The organism is Vibrio xiamenensis (genome assembly GCF_900100015.1).
Classification (GTDB): Bacteria; Pseudomonadota; Gammaproteobacteria; order Enterobacterales; family Vibrionaceae; genus Vibrio; species Vibrio xiamenensis.
The window spans coordinates 170694-188495 of the sequence record NZ_FNDD01000001.1 but is presented as its reverse complement, the minus strand read 5'-3'; the positions used below and the strand labels follow the sequence as shown (position 1 = coordinate 188495).

Genomic DNA, 17802 nt, shown 5'->3' with positions numbered 1-17802 from the left:
TATTAACACTACGCATTATTACTAGTGATTATGACACTTTTGTGACCTTTGCAAACAAATTTTCATATAACTTTCGCCTTTTATGCCATTAAATTTCATATCGGCAGATGCTTTGTCTGCGAACCTTTTTAGCCCACCAACAAGTTTGAGTGTTGAGCCCAGAATTTGAAATTCCATTAACACTTAAGCGGCAAAATTGCCTATGATTGCGCATTCGTATTTCGCAATGAGAAGAATTATGTGGTTTAAGAATTGTCTGGTTTATCGTTTTAACCGTGAAATTGAATTCAACGCTGAGCAACTAGAAACCCAGTTGCAAGAGTTTCGCTTTACCCCGTGCGGTAGCCAAGACAAACAAAAATTCGGCTGGGTAACTGCCATGGGCAAACATGGCGATATGATGACGCACGTTTCAGAAAACCGCATCCTTATCTGCGCTAAGAAAGAAGAAAAAATGCTTCCGGCTCAAGTCATTAAAGAGTCTCTAGCCAGCAAAGTCGATGCGATGGAAGAGCAGGAAGGTCGTCCGCTGAAAAAAACCGAAAAAGACAACCTCAAAGAAGACATCATCATGGATTTGCTGCCACGCGCATTTAGCCGCAGCAGCCACAGCTATGTGCTGATCATGCCTGAGCAAGGCTTCATTTTGGTTGACGCTGGCAGCTTTAAAAAGGCCGAGGAAGTGTTGGCGCTACTGCGTAAAACTATGGGTAGCTTGCCAGTTGTCCCTGCCATTCCTGAAATTGCGATTGAAACGACGCTAACGCAATGGATCAAAACCGGTAATACTGCAACCGGCTTTACCATGCTCGATGAAGCCGAATTGAAATCTGTGCTTGAAGATGGCGGCGTTATTCGTTGTAAGAAGCAAGAGCTGACCGCTGACGAGATCATCAGCCACATTGATGCTGACAAAGTCGTGACTAAGCTGGCGCTGAGCTGGGAAGAGCGTTTAGAGTTTATGATCACTGAAGATGGCAGCATCAAGCGTCTGAAATTCTCTGATGACCTACGCGATCAAAACGAAGACATTCCACGTGAAGATCAAGCTGCGCGCTTTGACGCTGACTTCTCGTTGATGTGCGGTGAATTTAGCGCATTTCTACCAAGTTTGTATGAAGCGCTCGGTGGTTTACCGGCACAAAGTGAGTAATCGCTTACCATTACCAAAGCCCGCGATTGCGGGCTTTTTTACGCCTGTCGCTTGCCATTCGCTATTCCCATAAAAAGACTAAGCGTTTATTTCTAGTCACCGCTCACATTTTCGCGTAAAATTTGCGCCCTTCTAATCCCATAAGGTGGGGTTAGCCTGACTTGTGATCAGATTAAGAGAAACAGCAATGACAACCAATACTCCTTTTGTGCCTGAGCTTTTATCTCCGGCAGGTAGCCTTAAAAACATGCGTTACGCTTTCGCCTACGGTGCGGATGCAGTTTACGCCGGTCAACCTCGTTACAGCCTGCGCGTACGTAACAACGAATTCAATCACGAAAACCTGCAAATCGGTATCGATGAAGCCCATGCGCTGGGTAAGAAATTCTACGTTGTGTGCAACATTCAGCCACACAACTCAAAGCTCAAAACCTTCATCCGCGACCTCAAACCTGTGGTCGATATGGGCCCTGATGCGCTGATCATGTCAGATCCAGGCCTTATCATGATGGTTCGTGAAGCCTTCCCTGATATGTCGATTCACCTGTCAGTGCAAGCGAACGCTGTCAACTGGGCGACGGTAAAATTCTGGGCCGCTAATGGCGTTGAACGCGTGATCGTCTCACGTGAATTATCACTCGAAGAGATCGAAGAAATTCGCGAGCACTGCCCTGAAACAGAACTGGAAGTGTTCGTACACGGCGCACTATGCATGGCTTACTCAGGCCGTTGCCTGCTGTCTGGCTACATCAACAAACGTGACCCGAACCAAGGCACTTGTACCAACGCGTGCCGCTGGGAATACAAAGTTGAAAAAGGCAAAGAAGACGACGCGGGTCAAATCGTTGAACAGTTTGATCCGGCAGCAGCTCAAGCGATTGAAGTGCAAGAAGAACGTCCAGATAACACTATCGGCCTTGGCAAGCCAAGCGACGAAGTGGTGTTGCTGTCTGAAAGCCACCGCCCAGAAGAAAAAATGGCGGCGTTTGAAGACGAACACGGTACTTACATTATGAACTCCAAAGATCTGCGTGCCATCCAACACGTTGATCGTTTGACCAAAATGGGCGTGCACTCACTGAAAATCGAAGGTCGTACTAAGTCGTTCTACTACTGTGCACGTACTGCGCAAGTTTATCGCCAAGCGATCGATGATGCTGTGGCGGGTAAACCGTTTGACGAGAGCTTGATGACCACACTTGAGAGCCTGGCTCACCGCGGTTATACCGAAGGTTTCTTGCGTCGTCACACTCACGATAGTTACCAGAACTACGACTACGGTTATTCCGTGTCTGACGCGCAGCAATTTGTCGGTGAATTTACCGGCAAACGCCGTGGCGATTTAGCCGAAGTTGAAGTGAAGAACAAGTTTGTGCTCGGCGACAGCCTTGAGCTTATGACGCCAAAAGGCAATGTTGTCTTCACTCTTGAAGCGATGGAGAACCGCAAATCACAGCCAGTTGACGATGCCAAAGGCAACGGTCACTTTGTGTTTATTCCTGTGCCACAAGAGATGGATTTAAGCTACGCGCTACTGATGCGTAACCTAAACTCAGGCCAAGACACGCGTAACCCAACAGGCAAATAATTATGGCGTTGTTGATTACCGATAAGTGTACTAACTGCGATATGTGCGATCCGGAATGCCCAAACGGCGCGATTTCAATGGGAGACTCCATTTTTGAAATCGACCCTAACCTGTGTACTGAGTGCAAAGGGCATTACGAAAAGCCGACCTGTCAGTCGGTGTGCCCAATCAGTAAATGCATTATCACTGACCCAAATCACATTGAAACCGAAGAGCAACTTCTGGAAAAATTTGTGATTATTCAAGGCCTCGCCTAATGGTCAATCAGCAAAGCTGAATACGTAAAAAGCGCCGCAAGGCGCTTTTTTTATGCTCGTGATTAAGTTCGCTATGCCATCAATCAGCCGTGCACGCGATCCAGCAGCGCTTGACACATTGATGGCAATACTGGCTCCGTTTTTTTCGGTTGTTCTACCGCTTTTGGTTGCTCAGACTCAGGTTTCGGTCGCCAACTGGCAAGCTCAGAGCCGCAACCGTCCCCTCTTGGTGGCGGCGCTTGATCATGACACAAAAAGTCACCTTTCGGGCAGGTTAAACGAACGTGAAAGTGATAATTATGCCCCCACCACGGGCGCACTTTTCGCAGCCATAAACGCGCTTTACCGCGACTGCGCTCTTCCATACACAACTGCTCTTTAATCACTGGGTGAACAAAAATTCGCGCCACTTCAGGTGAGCTCGCCGCCATCTTAATCAATTCAAAATGACGATTGTCCCAACGCTCCGAGCGCATTTGATAGCCTTGCATATCAACAACGCTATACGGCGTCGGTAACTTAAGTTGATCGTCACTAAGCGGAGTATTGGCAAGACGCAGCCAAATATCGACATCGAGCCCCGATTGATGGCTAGCATGGCCGGAGGAAAAACGTCCGCCTTGCGGTAGCGCCATATCACCGATCAGCAATTGAGTACCACGTTCACTCTGCATCTGCTTGGCAAGGCGTTCAACAAATGCCACCGTATTAGGATGGCCGTAATAGCGATGATTTTGCGGGCGCAAAACTTGATAACCGTCGCCGTCAAGTGGCAATGCGACTCCGCCAGCAAGGCAACCATTGGCGTAGCCGCCAATGGCTTGCGGCGCATCGTCGGAAGGCGATGTCATGTGCTCCCACGGCGTATCCGCTGCCTGAGCGCTAAAGATACCTCCGCTCATACTTAATAAAAAGGACCCTAATACCAAACCGATGTGTCGCGCCCTTTTCATTCACCCTTCCTTCTTGCTAGTAGTGTTGGCCGTTATCGTAGTAATCGTTCGGTTGCAGCGCAGTAAAAATCACCGCAACGTCAGTGTCTGCACCAATCGCGCTTCGCACTTGGCGAGTAATGATTTCAGCCACCGCATCTTTGGTTTCTTGGCCGCGATCAAACCACAACACTTCAACAAACGGATAGGCTTGAGTGACCTCGCCTTCATGGTAGAAAGTAGTGTAGAGATATTCAAAGGTGAAGTCTTCCCGAGGGCACTGCATATGTCCTTCAAGCTCATCAATGAGAGGCTTGGACAACATTTGAACCAGCTGCGGCTCAACAGCGCGAAAACGAAGATGTGGCATGGTCGGCTTCCTTTATGTTTTTGAGTTTTATCGCTGGCAACGCGATAGCTAAGGCAAATAGTAACAATCACGTATTGACGCGAGAAGAGGCAATAAAAAATAAGGCTCTAAAAACAGAGCCTTATTACAAATATCTATGTATCACCAAACTTAGTCACTGCTGGCTTGCAGCAAGATATGCGATTTGTATTTAAATAGATTTTGCTGCGCTGAGTGATCTTTAAAACTACTTAGCATTGGAATTGCATCCTGAAATGACGAAACGGATGGTTCCAAACGAGCATTTAGATCTTGATGGTTGTATAAAAACGCATCATTCAGTGTTGAGCCATTTTGAGCGAGTAGAGAAAGATAAATCTTTTGCGTCGAACCACTAACTAAAATACTCGAAACTTCCTCATTACTACCATCAAATGAGAAGATTGGCACCTGATCGCTATAATCGGAATAAATAACCTGATTAACCGAACCACTATCAGGTTTATTTGAGATTTCGACACGTTGTATTGCCTTGCTAAAATCGGGAGCATCTGTCGCGATATCAATGCAACTGCCATAAGCCGATAAACTACATGAGGCGATACTCAAAGTCACTGAATCCGAAGTGACTACATCACTGATTGTACTCGTAGCGTCTTCTTCAATTCCTGGATTTGACATGACATCTGCATAACTAAAGCTCCAGTCACCATATGTCCCTTCAAGATTAAGGTAATAGTTACTGTCGCCAACTGCCGTTGCATAACCATACGTACCATCGGCACTTGTCGTAAGCGGTTGCCACAATACTGCTCCTGTCGTTGATTTATACACGTGGATATTGGCTTGACTTAATGTGACGGTTGAAGTGTCAGGAAGAGTCCAATCTAACGTGTCGTCTACATCAGTAAGTTCGACCGATGTTGTGGCTGATATGTCTGATAATGATAGGAACTTGTATCCCACCAAGCTATCAATATCATCACCATTTTTACTATATTCAACACCCAATACAGCCTTATCTTGTGGTGCGTAGAATGAGATACCGCCATCAGCCACATAGTAAAGGCTGCTGTAATAATTAGTCAGATCATCCAGATCCTGTCCATAAGTATTAAAACCGTATAAATCACTGGTTCCTATAGGAAGGAAATTACCGCTTTCACTGCCGTAAGTAGTATTGCCGCCAGTGATACAGCTAGTTGATGCGCTGCTATAGTTACCACCGGTATAAGATCCACCAGCGTACATCGAAAAAGTATCTGGCAATAAGTCTTTACTGTACGTTGATATTTGATAACTGTTGCCGTCAGTCTTTACTACAAAGCTCACGTAGCCGCCTGAAGGAACCTCAGATTGTTTGATGCGGTAAAAGTTTGCCGTTCCCCAGTCACTCTTTGTGTAGGTTGATACCACAGAACCATCACTGTCATGGACCACGATCGAATATCCCGTAAGTGGACTTGCCGTGTACCCAATAACTTTATATGTCGGAATTTCTGGCGTTTCAGATTCTGAATCGTAGTCATAGTCATAAACTCGACAGTTACCCTTACCGTTTTGGTCTTTAGCAACAGAATCTAGGTATACAAAGTTAGCTTTAAAGTAAGAAACAGAAGGTGTGCTGCCACCACCGCCTCCACCGCCGCCGCCACAACCGGTCAACACTAAGGCAACGGTACTCGCCAATAAAGTCGGTTTGATCATCATAAGCCTCAAATTAAATGCATGTTCAAAAAGTTTAACCGTATGACTTATAGCAATTTCGGCGCCAACAATTTAACTTTGGTTCCAGTTTCATGAAAAATGAGAACTAATCCTTAATTCGATATCGCTATCTGTCGTATAGCAGATACAAAAAAGCCGCGGTAATCACCGCGGCTTTGGGAATGAATGCTGACCAGTGCCTATGGCATTTCGTCAAATTCAGCGCCTTCTTTTTCCACTTGAGGTGGCATCAGGTGCTCTTTGGTAATACCCAGTTTCAATGCCAATGCTGATGCAACATAGATAGATGAGTAAGTACCGACTGTGATACCTAGAAGCAAGGCAGTTGCGAAACCGTGAATCATAGCGCCGCCTTGAGCGAACAGCGCGATAACCACAAACAAAGTCGTACCTGAAGTAATCAAAGTACGGCTCAGCGTTTGGGTAATCGAGTTGTTCATGATCTCAGCCGGCTCACCTTTACGCATTTTGCGGAAGTTTTCACGAATCCGGTCAAACACCACTATGGTATCGTTGAGCGAGTAACCGACTACCGTCAGCAGCGCCGCAACGATCGTGAGGTCAACTTCAATTTGCATGAAAGAGAATACGCCCAAGGTAATGATAACGTCGTGCGCCAGTGCCAATACCGCACCTGCTGCCAAACGCCATTCAAAACGCATTGAAACATAAATCAAAATACACAAAAGCGAGACCAGAATCGCTAAGCCGCCAGCTTCCGTAAGCTCGTCACCAACGTTTGGACCGACGAACTCAATACGACGCATCTCAACGCTTTTACCTGTGCCTTCTTTAATCGCACCAATGATTTGGTTGCCAAGCTTTTCGCCTTCCACATTTTCACGTGGACGCAGACGAACCATAACATCGCGCGCAGAACCGAAGTTCTGTACCGTTGCATCGCCAAAGCCTTTAGCGCCAAGTGCGCCGCGGATATCTTCTAGCTGCGCCGGTTGATCAAAGCGAACTTCAATCAGAGTACCGCCCGTGAAATCCAAACCCCAGTTCAACCATTTGGTCGAAAGAGTGAAAATCGAGGCAGCGATCATCAACAAAGAGAAGATGAAAGCAAACTTAGACCAACGCATGAAGTCGATCATTTTGCCCGGTTTTAGAATCTGAAACATAATAATTCCTAGCCTTAGATCGACAGTTTATCGATGCGTTTGCCACCGTAAATGAGGTTCACCACACAACGGGTGCCCACAATCGCGGTAAACATCGAAGTTAAGATACCGATAGACAGCGTGACTGCGAAACCTTTGATCGCGCCAGTACCGACAGCAAACAGGATGATCGCAGTAATCAATGTCGTAATGTTCGCATCCGCAATGGTGCTGAATGCGTTCGCATAACCTTGGTGAATCGCTTGTTGTGGGTTACGCCCCTCACGCAGCTCTTCACGAATACGCTCGAAGATCAGTACGTTCGCATCGACCGCCATACCTACGGTTAATACGATACCGGCGATACCTGGCAGCGTCATGGTCGCACCTGGAATCATCGACATCACACCAATGATCAACACTAAGTTCGCCATCAATGCCATGTTGGCAATCAGGCCAAACTTGCGGTAGTAAAGCAGAGTAAACAGCATAACCGCCACCATACCCCATACACAGGCTTGAATACCCATATCGATGTTTTGTTGCCCCATTGATGGACCAATGGTGCGTTCTTCAACAATCGAGATTGGCGCAATCAAAGCACCGGCACGAAGTAGCAATGCAAGGTTGTGCGCTTCAGAAACAGAGTCGATACCTGTGATACGGAAGCTGCGACCAAGAGCAGACTGAATGGTCGCTTGGTTGATCACTTCTTCGTGTTTCGACAGAATCACTTTGCCTTCTTTGTTGCGCTTGCCGCTGTCTTTGTATTCCGCAAACACCGTCGCCATTAGCTTACCGATGTTCTTTTTCGAAAACGCGGCCATCTTGTTACCACCTTCACTATCGAGCGAGATGTTAACTTGTGGACGACCGTATTCATCAGTGCTTGAGCTAGCATCGGTAATGCTTGAACCACCAAGAATAACGCGTTTTTTCAGCACAACAGGGCGACCATCGCGGTCTTGCTTGATTTCGCTCCCCGCAGGCGCATGGCCGTTAACCGCAGCAGAAAGGTCGGCTTTCGAGTCAACTTCACGGAATTCAAGCGTTGCCGTTGCGCCCAAAATTTCTTTCGCACGCGCAGTGTCTTGAACACCTGGCAGTTCAACCACGATGCGGCTTGCACCTTGGCGCTGAACCAGTGGCTCAGCCACACCCAGTTCGTTCACACGGTTACGCAAAATAGTAATGTTTTGCTCAACGGCGTAGTTACGGATTTCTTGTAGGCGCTGCTCAGTAAAGTGGGCAATCAAACCAACGCGACCTGAGGTAGAAACTTCTTCAAACGTCATGTCTGCGTGTTTCTTGACCAGAATCGCTTTGGCTTCTTCAAGTTGTTTTTTATCACGTAGCACCACTTCGACAGCATCGCTGCCAGAAGGACGAATCGCACGGTAGCGAATACGCTCATCACGTAGTTCACTTCTAAAGGCTTCTTCTTGCTGGCTGACCAGTTTTTCCATCGCGGCGTCCATATCCACTTCCATTAAGAAGTGAACACCACCACGTAGGTCAAGACCGAGTTTCATCGGCGCAGCGCCAATGGCTTCAAGCCAGTTTGGAGTAGAAGGTGCTAGGTTGAGTGCCACAATGGTGTTTTCACCAAGGGCTTCGCTAATCACATCACGGGCACTGATTTGAGTGTCGGTGTCAGTAAAGCGAATCAGAATCGATCCATTTTCAAGAGCAATGGATTTATGAGAAAGGCTCTTTTCATCAAGAGCTTTGGTGACAGCATCCAGCGTTGACATATCTACAGAGGCGCCACGCGCCCCTGTAACTTGAATTGCCGGATCTTCACCGTAGAGATTTGGAAGTGCATATAATGCGGCAATAGCGATGGCAAACACCACCATCAAATACTTCCACAACGGATAACGGTTTAGCACAGCGAGGATCCTCTAGCTGTTTTATAGAGATTTAAGCGTACCTTTAGGTAACACTGCAGTAACGAAGTCTTTTTTGATTACAACTGCATTGTTAGCGTTTAGCTCAATCGTTAGGTAATCGTTGTCTTCTGCGATTTTAGTGATTTTACCCACTAGACCGCCAGTGGTGAGAACTTCATCGCCTTTAGACATGGAAGCCATCAGGTTTTTGTGTTCTTTAACGCGCTTAGCTTGTGGACGGTAAATCATGAAGTAGAAGATCACGGCAAACATACCTAGCATGATCAACATTTCAAAACCACCACCTGGTGCAGCACCCTCAGCCGCTGCATGAGCTTGAGAAATAAACATTAAAACATCCTCTATTATTTATTGATAATCCAACAAGTTGGGGGTTAGCGCGTTAGTTTCAATCTCAAATATGAGTAATAGAGATCGAACTCTCAAAAATAACGCGCTATCGGTTAATTATTTGCCTAACGGCGACACTTCTCGGCCACGGCGTTCATAGAACTCAGTGACAAAATCATCGAAGCGATCTTCATCAATGGCCTGACGAATACTTTCCATCAAACGCTGGTAGTAGCGCAGGTTATGAATCGTATTGAGGCGAGCCCCTAGAATCTCATTACAGCGATCTAGATGGTGCAGATATGACTTAGAGTAATTTTTGCAAGTGTAACAGTCACAGTGCGGATCCAGTGGAGAAGTATCGGTTTTATGTACCGCATTACGGATCTTGATCACACCGCCAGTCACGAATAGGTGACCATTACGCGCGTTACGAGTTGGCATTACGCAGTCAAACATGTCGATACCGCGGCGCACACCTTCAACTAAGTCTTCTGGTTTGCCTACGCCCATCAAGTAACGAGGCTTGTCTTCTGGTAATTGCGGGCAAGTGTGTTCAAGAATACGGTGCATGTCTTCTTTCGGCTCACCAACCGCCAAACCACCAACGGCATAGCCATCAAAGCCAATTTCAGTCAGGCCTTTTACCGACACGTCACGTAAGTCTTCGTAAACGCCGCCTTGGACAATACCAAACAAGTTATTTGGGTTTTCCAATTTATCGAAATGATCACGTGAACGCTGAGCCCAACGCAGTGACATTTCCATCGATTTTTTCGCTTCATCGTGTGTCGCTGGGTACGGCGTACACTCATCGAAAATCATGACGATGTCAGAACCTAAATCTTTTTGAATCTCCATGGATTTTTCAGCATCCATAAAGATTTTATCGCCGTTGACTGGGTTGCGGAAATGCACCCCTTCTTCGGTAATTTTACGAATATCACCCAAGCTAAATACTTGGAAGCCGCCTGAATCGGTCAGAATCGGACCTTGCCAGTTCATAAAGTCGTGTAGGTCGCCGTGCATTTTCATCACTTCTTGACCTGGGCGTAGCCACAGGTGGAAAGTGTTGCCAAGCAGGATTTCTGCACCCGTCGCTTTGACTTCTTCTGGCGTCATACCTTTGACTGTACCGTAGGTACCCACTGGCATAAACGCAGGCGTTTGCACTGTGCCACGCTCAAACGTCAGTTGGCCGCGGCGCGCATTGCCATTCTTTTTATTCAGGTTAAATTGTAACTTCACGAAGCCTCCAATGTCAGAGAAACAGTCTGACAGTCAATTTTGTGAGCCTATCGGCTTATGGCCAATGGCTCGATGGAGAGCGGTCGCATACTCCTTGCGAAGAAAGGCAATGCCTCTCCCTAGCCTACTGCTAGCACTCGTAATAATTTGATCCAGTAAAACGCTTAGCTAATGCGCCTAGTTAGTGCGCTTAGTAATAAACATCGCATCGCCGTAACTAAAGAAGCGATACTTCTGCTCTACCGCGTGATGGTACGCCGCCATGGTGTGATCGTAACCTGCAAACGCACTCACTAGCATTATCAGTGTTGATTCTGGCAAGTGAAAGTTGGTGATCAAGCAATCAACCAGCTGGTACTCATAACCCGGGTAGATGAAAATTTCTGTGTCATCAAAAAATGGCACCAGTTCCGTCCCATTTTTCAGCGCGTTTTGCGCCGCGCTCTCTAGCGAACGAACCGACGTGGTACCAACAGCAATAATGCGTCCGCCGCGCGCTTTGGTGGCGTTAATCGCATCCACTACTTCTTGTGGTACTTCCACATATTCCGCATGCATGTGGTGATCGTTGATATTCTCAACGCGAACCGGTTGGAACGTACCAGCACCAACGTGCAGGGTCACGTACGCAAATTCGACACCTTTGGCTTTAATTTGTTCAAGCAATGCATCATCAAAATGCAGCCCTGCGGTTGGCGCCGCAACTGCGCCTGGCTTTTGGTTATAAACCGTTTGATAGCGCTCTTTATCGGCATCTTCATCAGGGCGGTCGATGTATGGCGGCAAAGGCATGTGGCCAACATGATTAAGAATGTCGAGCACCGGTTTATCGCTGCTAAAACGCAGCTCAAACAGCGCATCGTGGCGCGCGACCATTTCGGCCTGATATTCGTCATTTTCGCCAATCAGAATCATCGAACCCGGTTTTGGCGATTTAGAGCAGCGCACGTGAGCAAGAATTGAGTGCTCATCAAGCATGCGTTCAACCAACACTTCCAACTTACCGCCAGACGCTTTACGACCAAACAAGCGCGCAGGAATCACGCGAGTGTTGTTAAATACCATCAAATCGCCAGGCTGAACTTGGTCCAACACATCTTTAAACGTCCCGTCGACCAGTTGGCCGCTATTGCCATTCAATTGCAGTAAACGGCTCGCAGTACGTTCAGGTTGAGGGTAACGAGCAATCAGCTCATCAGGGAGTTCAAAGTGGAAATCTGAAACTTGCATTGTTATTAATCTTGTTTGGTTACGATAAGTGGGTCTGACAAAAGCGCCAGACAAGGTTGAGCGATACTTTTTCGCAGCCGACTAGTATAGGCGTGCCGCTTACAATAGCAAGAATCCACTGCAGATTTATTGTCAGCCAAATGGAAAATTGACCCACCTCAATCAAGGCGGATTTTCACTGCCTAATTGGCAGCAAAAAAGAACCAAGTCCCATTCTTACTCCCACTTCACGGCTATATTAAAGAAAAACAAAGAAGCACGTAGGAGTCTGCCATGATCAAAGTCGAAGACATGATGACCCGTAATCCACACACGTTATTACGCTCTCATACTTTAGAAGACGCCAAGCACAAAATGCACGACTTGGAAATTCGTCATATCCCCATTATTGATGCCGATAGAAAACTGCTCGGAATTGTGACCCATCGTGATGTGTTGGCTGCGCAAGAATCGAGCTTACACAAACTGCCACAAAGCCAGTCCTACACGTTGAGCACGCCGCTTGGTGAAGTAATGCGCAGCAAACTGATGACGGTCACACCGCAAGCGGGGCTCAAAGAGAGCGCCGTGTATATGCAAAAACATAAAATCGGCTGCTTGCCGGTGGTCGAGAACGGCGAATTAGTCGGCATCATTACTGACAGCGATTTTGTCGCCATTGCGATTAACTTATTGGAATTACAAGAAGAAGTGGAACCTGAAGAGGATACGTTAGATTTCTAATCACGCGGCTGCCGTGGTGCAGCCCGTGCAATTGCTTGTCAGTTAATTGCCATTCCCCTATCGGATATCTCTGAAGGTATACTCAGATGCGCCGTTAATTACGCGCCCTCAATACCTACACAAATAAAACCTTTAAAATCAAAATCTTAAATCACAAACAAAAACCCATCTTTTTGGTCACTCAAGCCGAACACGATAAAATTCCAGCCCATATTCAAACACTCATTTTTCAACCTTGATGGATGGCTATCGTGCTATGTTAAACAGAATTCCCAAAGTCTCGTATAAGATCTACCTGATCATCTTCGTGGCGACTCTTTCCACTTTGACCATTTCCGCGATCGCTTGGTTTGGTATCCAATCGATTCAGCGCAACTTTGAGCACTTTCAAGCCGTCAATCTTGACGCGTTGAGTGCTTCAGACATTCAAGAGAGCTTACTCAACTCTCGCATTCAAGCACTGACCTTTCGCTCCACATCACTTGAGAGCGATTACGATATCTCGCAAACCTCTTTAGATGAGACACATCAACGTCTGGTCGACCTTATCGACTCAAGTCAAAACCCTTCGCTTAAAGCCATCTTTACTCGAGTCGATCAAGATATTACGTCTTATAAAAATAAACTGGCTGAAGTTCACTCCTTAATGATTGAACGTAACCGATTGGTTGACCAGCAAAATCAATTAACGAATAACATCGACAACACCATTCAAAGCTTGGCGGATATCGTCGAAGACAGCACTCAGCAACACATCGATTATGTCGTGAAAGTTCGAGCCCTGTTTAACAACACGATACAAGAAGCAACCCTGTACTTGGTGCAAAATTCAGAAAAAAACTATCAAGATTTTCAGGTCAATGTCCAAACGCTCACTCGACATCTCAGCAATTCCAGTAACCAAGACTGGAGCTTTAAACGCAATCTCAATCAGCTTACGGAATATGTGAAAACGCTGGTTGGCGTAGTCGATGGAATTCACAGCACGATTGCGGCGCGCAATGTTATCTGGAATTCAGACTTAGCCGGGCTTGGCACCTCGATTACCGATCAGTTGCAGAGTATTAAAGCCGATTCATTTACAACCCAACATCGCCTAGAGGCGCAGGTGGCTTCAATTGCCGACAGCGCACTGCTAACAGTACTGATTGCCTGGGCCGTATCGCTGCCAGTCATTTTGCTACTGTGCCACTTTATTACCAAGAACATCACCACGCCGCTGTCGCAAGCCAAAGATAAAATTGAAAGCATGGCACGTGGTGAGTTGACCCAACAAAACCTCGATATTCATGGCAAGGATGAAGTCGCACAGATGCAGAGCTCCTTAGCGCAAATGGAGTTAAAGTTCTCGGCCACCATTCAGGAAATTGCCCAGTGCAGCGACCTGCTCGCTTCGGCTTCTGAAGAGCTTTCTTCAATTAATAACGAAGTGCTGCGCGGCGCGATGAATCAACAGCAAGAGACAGACCAAGTGGCCACCGCCATGAATGAAATGTCTGCCGCTATCAGCGAAGTGGCGCAAGGTGCCAATACCGCCTCTCTGGAAACCGAATCTGCCACTCAAGATGCTGCGCAAGGCAACGATGTGATGCAAAACGCCATGGAGAAAATCAGCGCACTGGCCACTCAAATGGGCGACTTAAGCTCTGAGATTTCAACCTTGCGTACCGGCACCGAACAAGTCAGCGAAGTGATGAATGTGATTCAAAAAATTGCCGAGCAAACCAACTTACTGGCGCTCAATGCCGCCATTGAAGCCGCGCGCGCTGGTGAGCAAGGACGTGGCTTTGCCGTGGTTGCTGATGAAGTACGCCAACTGGCGCAGCAAACCCAAAAAGCGGTCGAGCAGATTGCAGGGCAAATTACCACGCTGCAAACCAACACCATTCAAGTTGTGGAATCGATCGACGCCAGCCAAATTATTTTGCAGCAAACTGTCGAGCAATCCGATTCGGCGCGCACCGCATTCGCCACCATTAATGACAGCGTATCGAAAACCAACAATCTCAATACTCAAATTGCCACCGCGACCGAAGAGCAAAGTTCCACTGCCGAGATGATCAGCGAAAGCATCACAACCGTTCGAGATAACGTTGACCAAACCGTGGCGATGATTACCGACAGCAATCAAGCCTCACAAGAGTTAGCCAGAATGTCGACCACATTGGCAGAACAAGTGAGCTTCTTTAAAGTGAGCTAATCTAAATCATGCCTTGGCTCTTGGGTGCTAGGCATGATTCAAACGACAAAAAGGCAGCCAATTGGCTGCCTTTGCTATAACGAGTAAACCCGATTTAACTCAGTTGGTGCAACATTAAACTGCCTAAAACCACCTTAAACTCAGTAGACCCATGAACTCAAAGCGTGAACGATGATATTGATTAAGAGTTCGCATCAAGTGTTCCATGCACTCGTACTGATTTAAATCCCGCACCGCCCTCGCCTTTACGCTGACCTTTTTCTTCATAGAGCTGCTCGTCTGCTCTAAGTAACGCTGACTTAATGCTTTCTGAATCGCGCTTTTCAACCACCCCGGTGCTGATACTAACGCTGACTTGATAAGGGTGAATCACATTATCGGCGATCAGGTTCTTCAAGTTTTCAGCCAAAACATTTGCGCGTTGCAGTTGGCAGCCTGGCAAAACCACCACAAATTCATCCCCACCACTGCGAATCAAGAAATCGGAACTGCGGAAGGTCTTTTTCATGCCATTGGCAATATGTTGAATCGCCAAATCTCCCACCGCATGGCCGTGAGTATCATTGATCTCTTTAAGGCGATTGCCATCAATCACAATGACGCTCGCGCCTTTTTCTGCCACCTCATTGAGAAACGCTTCATCTTTGAAGATCTTACGATTATACAGCGATGTTAATTCATCGCGATTGGCCGCAATCATCGCTTGCTGAAGTTTTAAGTGGCGCAGTTTGGATTCTTCCCATTTCCAAACAATTAAGCTAATAAGTAAGAAAATGACCCCAAACAGCCAACAGTTATGCAGAAATACACGAATAAAAGAGAGCCTTAAAATGAATTTACTTCGGTTATCTGCCACATACTCTTTAGAGTAAGCAAAATTTTTAAATGGGTAGTTAATATCTTCTAATACGTTGTTTTTGTAACTGCCAGAGCGGTAAGTCAGCATGCTTTTGCTTGCCACCAAACTGTCAGGCAGATGAACGTCAACCACAAAATCGCCAATGATTTTGCCTTCGTTGTACACCGGACTGACAATCGAAATTGTCGGTCTTCCGGTGTACAGATCGTCATAAATCGGCGAAATGATCAGTCGATCTCTCAGTTGATAGTCTTTTGAATAAATAGAGCACGACTCATGTAATAAGCAGCGCTCTTTAGATAGGATATTCGAGGAAGCCGGAAAGTTAGGCAGATCCTCGCCAGAAATAATACTGCCGCCCAAATACGAGCGATAGTACATAAACACTTCATCGGATGAAAACAGGGATGGAATGTATTTTTGCGATATCTTCATTAAATCAGCAATGATATTATCGCTGTGAGACGCGACGTACCCGTCGTTATCGGTATAAGTAAACACATCGTAACTCGACACATTTTCATGCACCGTCATCACTGGCAGTTCCGTCTCGGATTCAGCAAGCATCGCCATCATCAATATTTTTTGCTTATTGAGTTCAATAACCCGTGTGAGCGAGTCAAAATCTCTCGATAACATCGAAATACTGCGTTCTGTCGAAGACGTGCTGTAAACGTAGTAAAGAAACATGCTTAAAAATAACGATTTCAATACCACTTTGGACACCTTGTAAAAGGTGCTCAAGTTGCAGCGATTTTTAGATAAAAACATCAATCAATCCAACTCAATTTGATTTAAAACCTCAACCGACACAGGTTTACCTGTGAAGTATCCTTGGCAAACATCAACGCCATAGCTCTGCATTAATGCCCATGTATCGCTATCTTCGACCCCTTCAGAAACCAACTTAACATCCATACTTTTTGATAACGTACACATCGATTTAATAATCGATTTCTTCTTTTCGTTTTGATAACAGTTCGATACAAAGCGTCGATCAATCTTAATTTCGGTAAACGGCAACTGAGACAGCTTCAAATAAGAGGAATTGCCGGTACCAAAATCATCAATTGCAAGACCAACCCCATTGATCCTTAAACGCGATATATTGGTCACTAGCTCGACCGAGTCGGTATAAATACCGGTTTCAGTGAGCTCAATGGTCAACATTTTCGGTTCAACGCCAAACTCACGGCACAGTTGCAGCAGTTCATCGGTAAACCCTTGTTGCTCTAGCTCTTTTTGCGTGACGTTGATTGACACCTTGCAGCTAATTAAACCTTTCGACAGATCGTAAAGCGCATTACGCAGCACCACGCGATACAGTTCATACTCGAGCTCAGCTTCAAGCATCATAGGAAGAAAAGCATTGGGATACAAAATGCCAAGCTTAGGGTGAATCCAACGAGCAAGCGCTTCCACACCACTCATCTGATTGGTGGCATAATCAATTTGCGGCTGATAGTGATTTTTTATCTCACCGTTTTTCAGTGCGAATTTAAAATCATCTAGCGTGACATGTTTCTGTTTATCGCTATTTAATATTTTTTCGTAGATAGACTTATCATCGAGTATCTTTTGAATACTCTCATGACTGGCTGGCTTTTTTATTTCATAAACATGAGAAAAACCAAGCTTTAAACTCATGTGCTTCACTGTTGAAATTAAATTCTCATCAGCGCCACTTAAAATAACCAGTACGCCTTTATATTGATATTTAGATAAATTTTTTATTAATTCCACACCATCCATATCTGGCATGATTAAATCACAAAAAATAATATCGACATGTCGATTATTAATTGCTTCCACCGCGTCCTTGCCACTCATACAACTAATCAGGTTGGTAATACCAAGATGTTTTAATTGGACGCCCATCGCTGCTAGTTGCAGTTGATGATCGTCGACAATCATAATAGTTAAATTTTGCATCAGCTTCTGTATTGTTGTTTGCGGTCATTAAAATCAATTGGAGTAAGCTCTAATTATGTACGGATAAATTCGACATGTAGAGTAATAACTCTAAAATTAAAGTCAAATAAAACCGTGGTGACCAATTTATAATATCTTGAGAAAAATAAGCTTGATGACTTCTTAGACAAACCTTTAGCCTATATTAGACTTTTCTTACGTGTTGAGAGATAAGCCCCTACTCATTTAATAAAATATTGTCGATCTAATAAAAT

15 protein-coding genes are annotated in these 17802 nt (G+C 45.8%); 5 read left to right on the top strand and 10 right to left on the bottom strand.

Annotation, left to right across the window (positions count from 1 at the left end; translation table 11 throughout):
- Window positions 1-238 precede the first annotated feature (238 nt).
- From rdgC to BLS03_RS00840, 3 genes are all read left to right on the top strand, one after another.
- Window positions 239-1153: a recombination-associated protein RdgC gene (gene rdgC / locus BLS03_RS00850; RefSeq protein WP_093268366.1), complete on the top strand. Its 915-nt coding sequence runs from the start codon at window positions 239-241 to the stop codon at window positions 1151-1153.
- 187 nt (window positions 1154-1340) lie between these two features.
- Window positions 1341-2741, top strand: a complete 1401-nt coding sequence (gene trhP, locus BLS03_RS00845) for a prephenate-dependent tRNA uridine(34) hydroxylase TrhP (RefSeq protein WP_093268363.1) — start codon at window positions 1341-1343, stop codon at window positions 2739-2741.
- A 2-nt stretch (window positions 2742-2743) separates the two neighbouring features.
- Complete coding sequence (locus BLS03_RS00840) at window positions 2744-2998, top strand: YfhL family 4Fe-4S dicluster ferredoxin (protein ID WP_093268361.1); 255 nt, start codon at window positions 2744-2746, stop codon at window positions 2996-2998.
- Between the two features lie 83 nt (window positions 2999-3081).
- Here BLS03_RS00840 and mepA read toward each other — a convergent pair whose 3' ends face one another.
- The 8 genes from mepA to queA form a co-directional block, all read right to left on the bottom strand.
- Entirely contained in the window at window positions 3082-3900 is an 819-nt protein-coding gene (gene mepA / locus BLS03_RS00835; protein WP_093268770.1) for a penicillin-insensitive murein endopeptidase, read from the bottom strand.
- 67 nt (window positions 3901-3967) lie between these two features.
- Window positions 3968-4300 (bottom strand): DUF1904 domain-containing protein, encoded by a 333-nt coding sequence (locus BLS03_RS00830; protein ID WP_093268358.1) that lies wholly within the window; start codon window positions 4298-4300, stop codon window positions 3968-3970.
- 150 nt (window positions 4301-4450) lie between these two features.
- Window positions 4451-5989, bottom strand: coding sequence for a hypothetical protein (locus BLS03_RS00825; protein WP_143015575.1), 1539 nt, complete (start codon window positions 5987-5989; stop codon window positions 4451-4453).
- A gap of 197 nt (window positions 5990-6186) precedes the next feature.
- Window positions 6187-7134 carry a protein translocase subunit SecF gene (gene secF, locus BLS03_RS00820; RefSeq protein ID WP_093268353.1) on the bottom strand — a complete coding sequence of 316 codons (948 nt, stop codon included), beginning with the start codon at window positions 7132-7134 and terminating at the stop codon, window positions 6187-6189.
- 14 nt (window positions 7135-7148) lie between these two features.
- Window positions 7149-9005, bottom strand: a complete 1857-nt coding sequence (gene secD / locus BLS03_RS00815) for a protein translocase subunit SecD (protein ID WP_093268350.1) — start codon at window positions 9003-9005, stop codon at window positions 7149-7151.
- Window positions 9006-9026: 21 nt separating this feature from the next.
- Window positions 9027-9356 (bottom strand): preprotein translocase subunit YajC, encoded by a 330-nt coding sequence (gene yajC / locus BLS03_RS00810; protein ID WP_093268347.1) that lies wholly within the window; start codon window positions 9354-9356, stop codon window positions 9027-9029.
- 117 nt (window positions 9357-9473) lie between these two features.
- On the bottom strand, window positions 9474-10604 hold the full coding sequence (tgt, locus tag BLS03_RS00805) for a tRNA guanosine(34) transglycosylase Tgt (RefSeq protein WP_093268345.1): 1131 nt from the start codon (window positions 10602-10604) through the stop codon (window positions 9474-9476).
- 177 nt (window positions 10605-10781) lie between these two features.
- Window positions 10782-11834 carry a tRNA preQ1(34) S-adenosylmethionine ribosyltransferase-isomerase QueA gene (queA, locus tag BLS03_RS00800; RefSeq protein WP_093268342.1) on the bottom strand — a complete coding sequence of 351 codons (1053 nt, stop codon included), beginning with the start codon at window positions 11832-11834 and terminating at the stop codon, window positions 10782-10784.
- A gap of 273 nt (window positions 11835-12107) precedes the next feature.
- On the opposite strand from queA, the gene BLS03_RS00795 reads away from it, so the two are divergent.
- Complete coding sequence (locus tag BLS03_RS00795; RefSeq protein WP_093268339.1) at window positions 12108-12557, top strand: CBS domain-containing protein; 450 nt, start codon at window positions 12108-12110, stop codon at window positions 12555-12557.
- A gap of 256 nt (window positions 12558-12813) precedes the next feature.
- Complete coding sequence (locus BLS03_RS00790) at window positions 12814-14757, top strand: methyl-accepting chemotaxis protein (protein WP_176765493.1); 1944 nt, start codon at window positions 12814-12816, stop codon at window positions 14755-14757.
- Window positions 14758-14938: 181 nt separating this feature from the next.
- Here BLS03_RS00790 and BLS03_RS00785 read toward each other — a convergent pair whose 3' ends face one another.
- Both BLS03_RS00785 and BLS03_RS00780 read right to left on the bottom strand, forming a co-directional pair.
- The gene (locus BLS03_RS00785; RefSeq protein WP_093268334.1) at window positions 14939-16387 is read right to left on the bottom strand and encodes a sensor domain-containing diguanylate cyclase; all 1449 of its coding nucleotides are present in this window, start codon (window positions 16385-16387) and stop codon (window positions 14939-14941) included.
- A gap of 3 nt (window positions 16388-16390) precedes the next feature.
- Window positions 16391-17548, bottom strand: a complete 1158-nt coding sequence (locus tag BLS03_RS00780; protein WP_093268332.1) for an EAL domain-containing response regulator — start codon at window positions 17546-17548, stop codon at window positions 16391-16393.
- Window positions 17549-17802 lie beyond the last annotated feature (254 nt).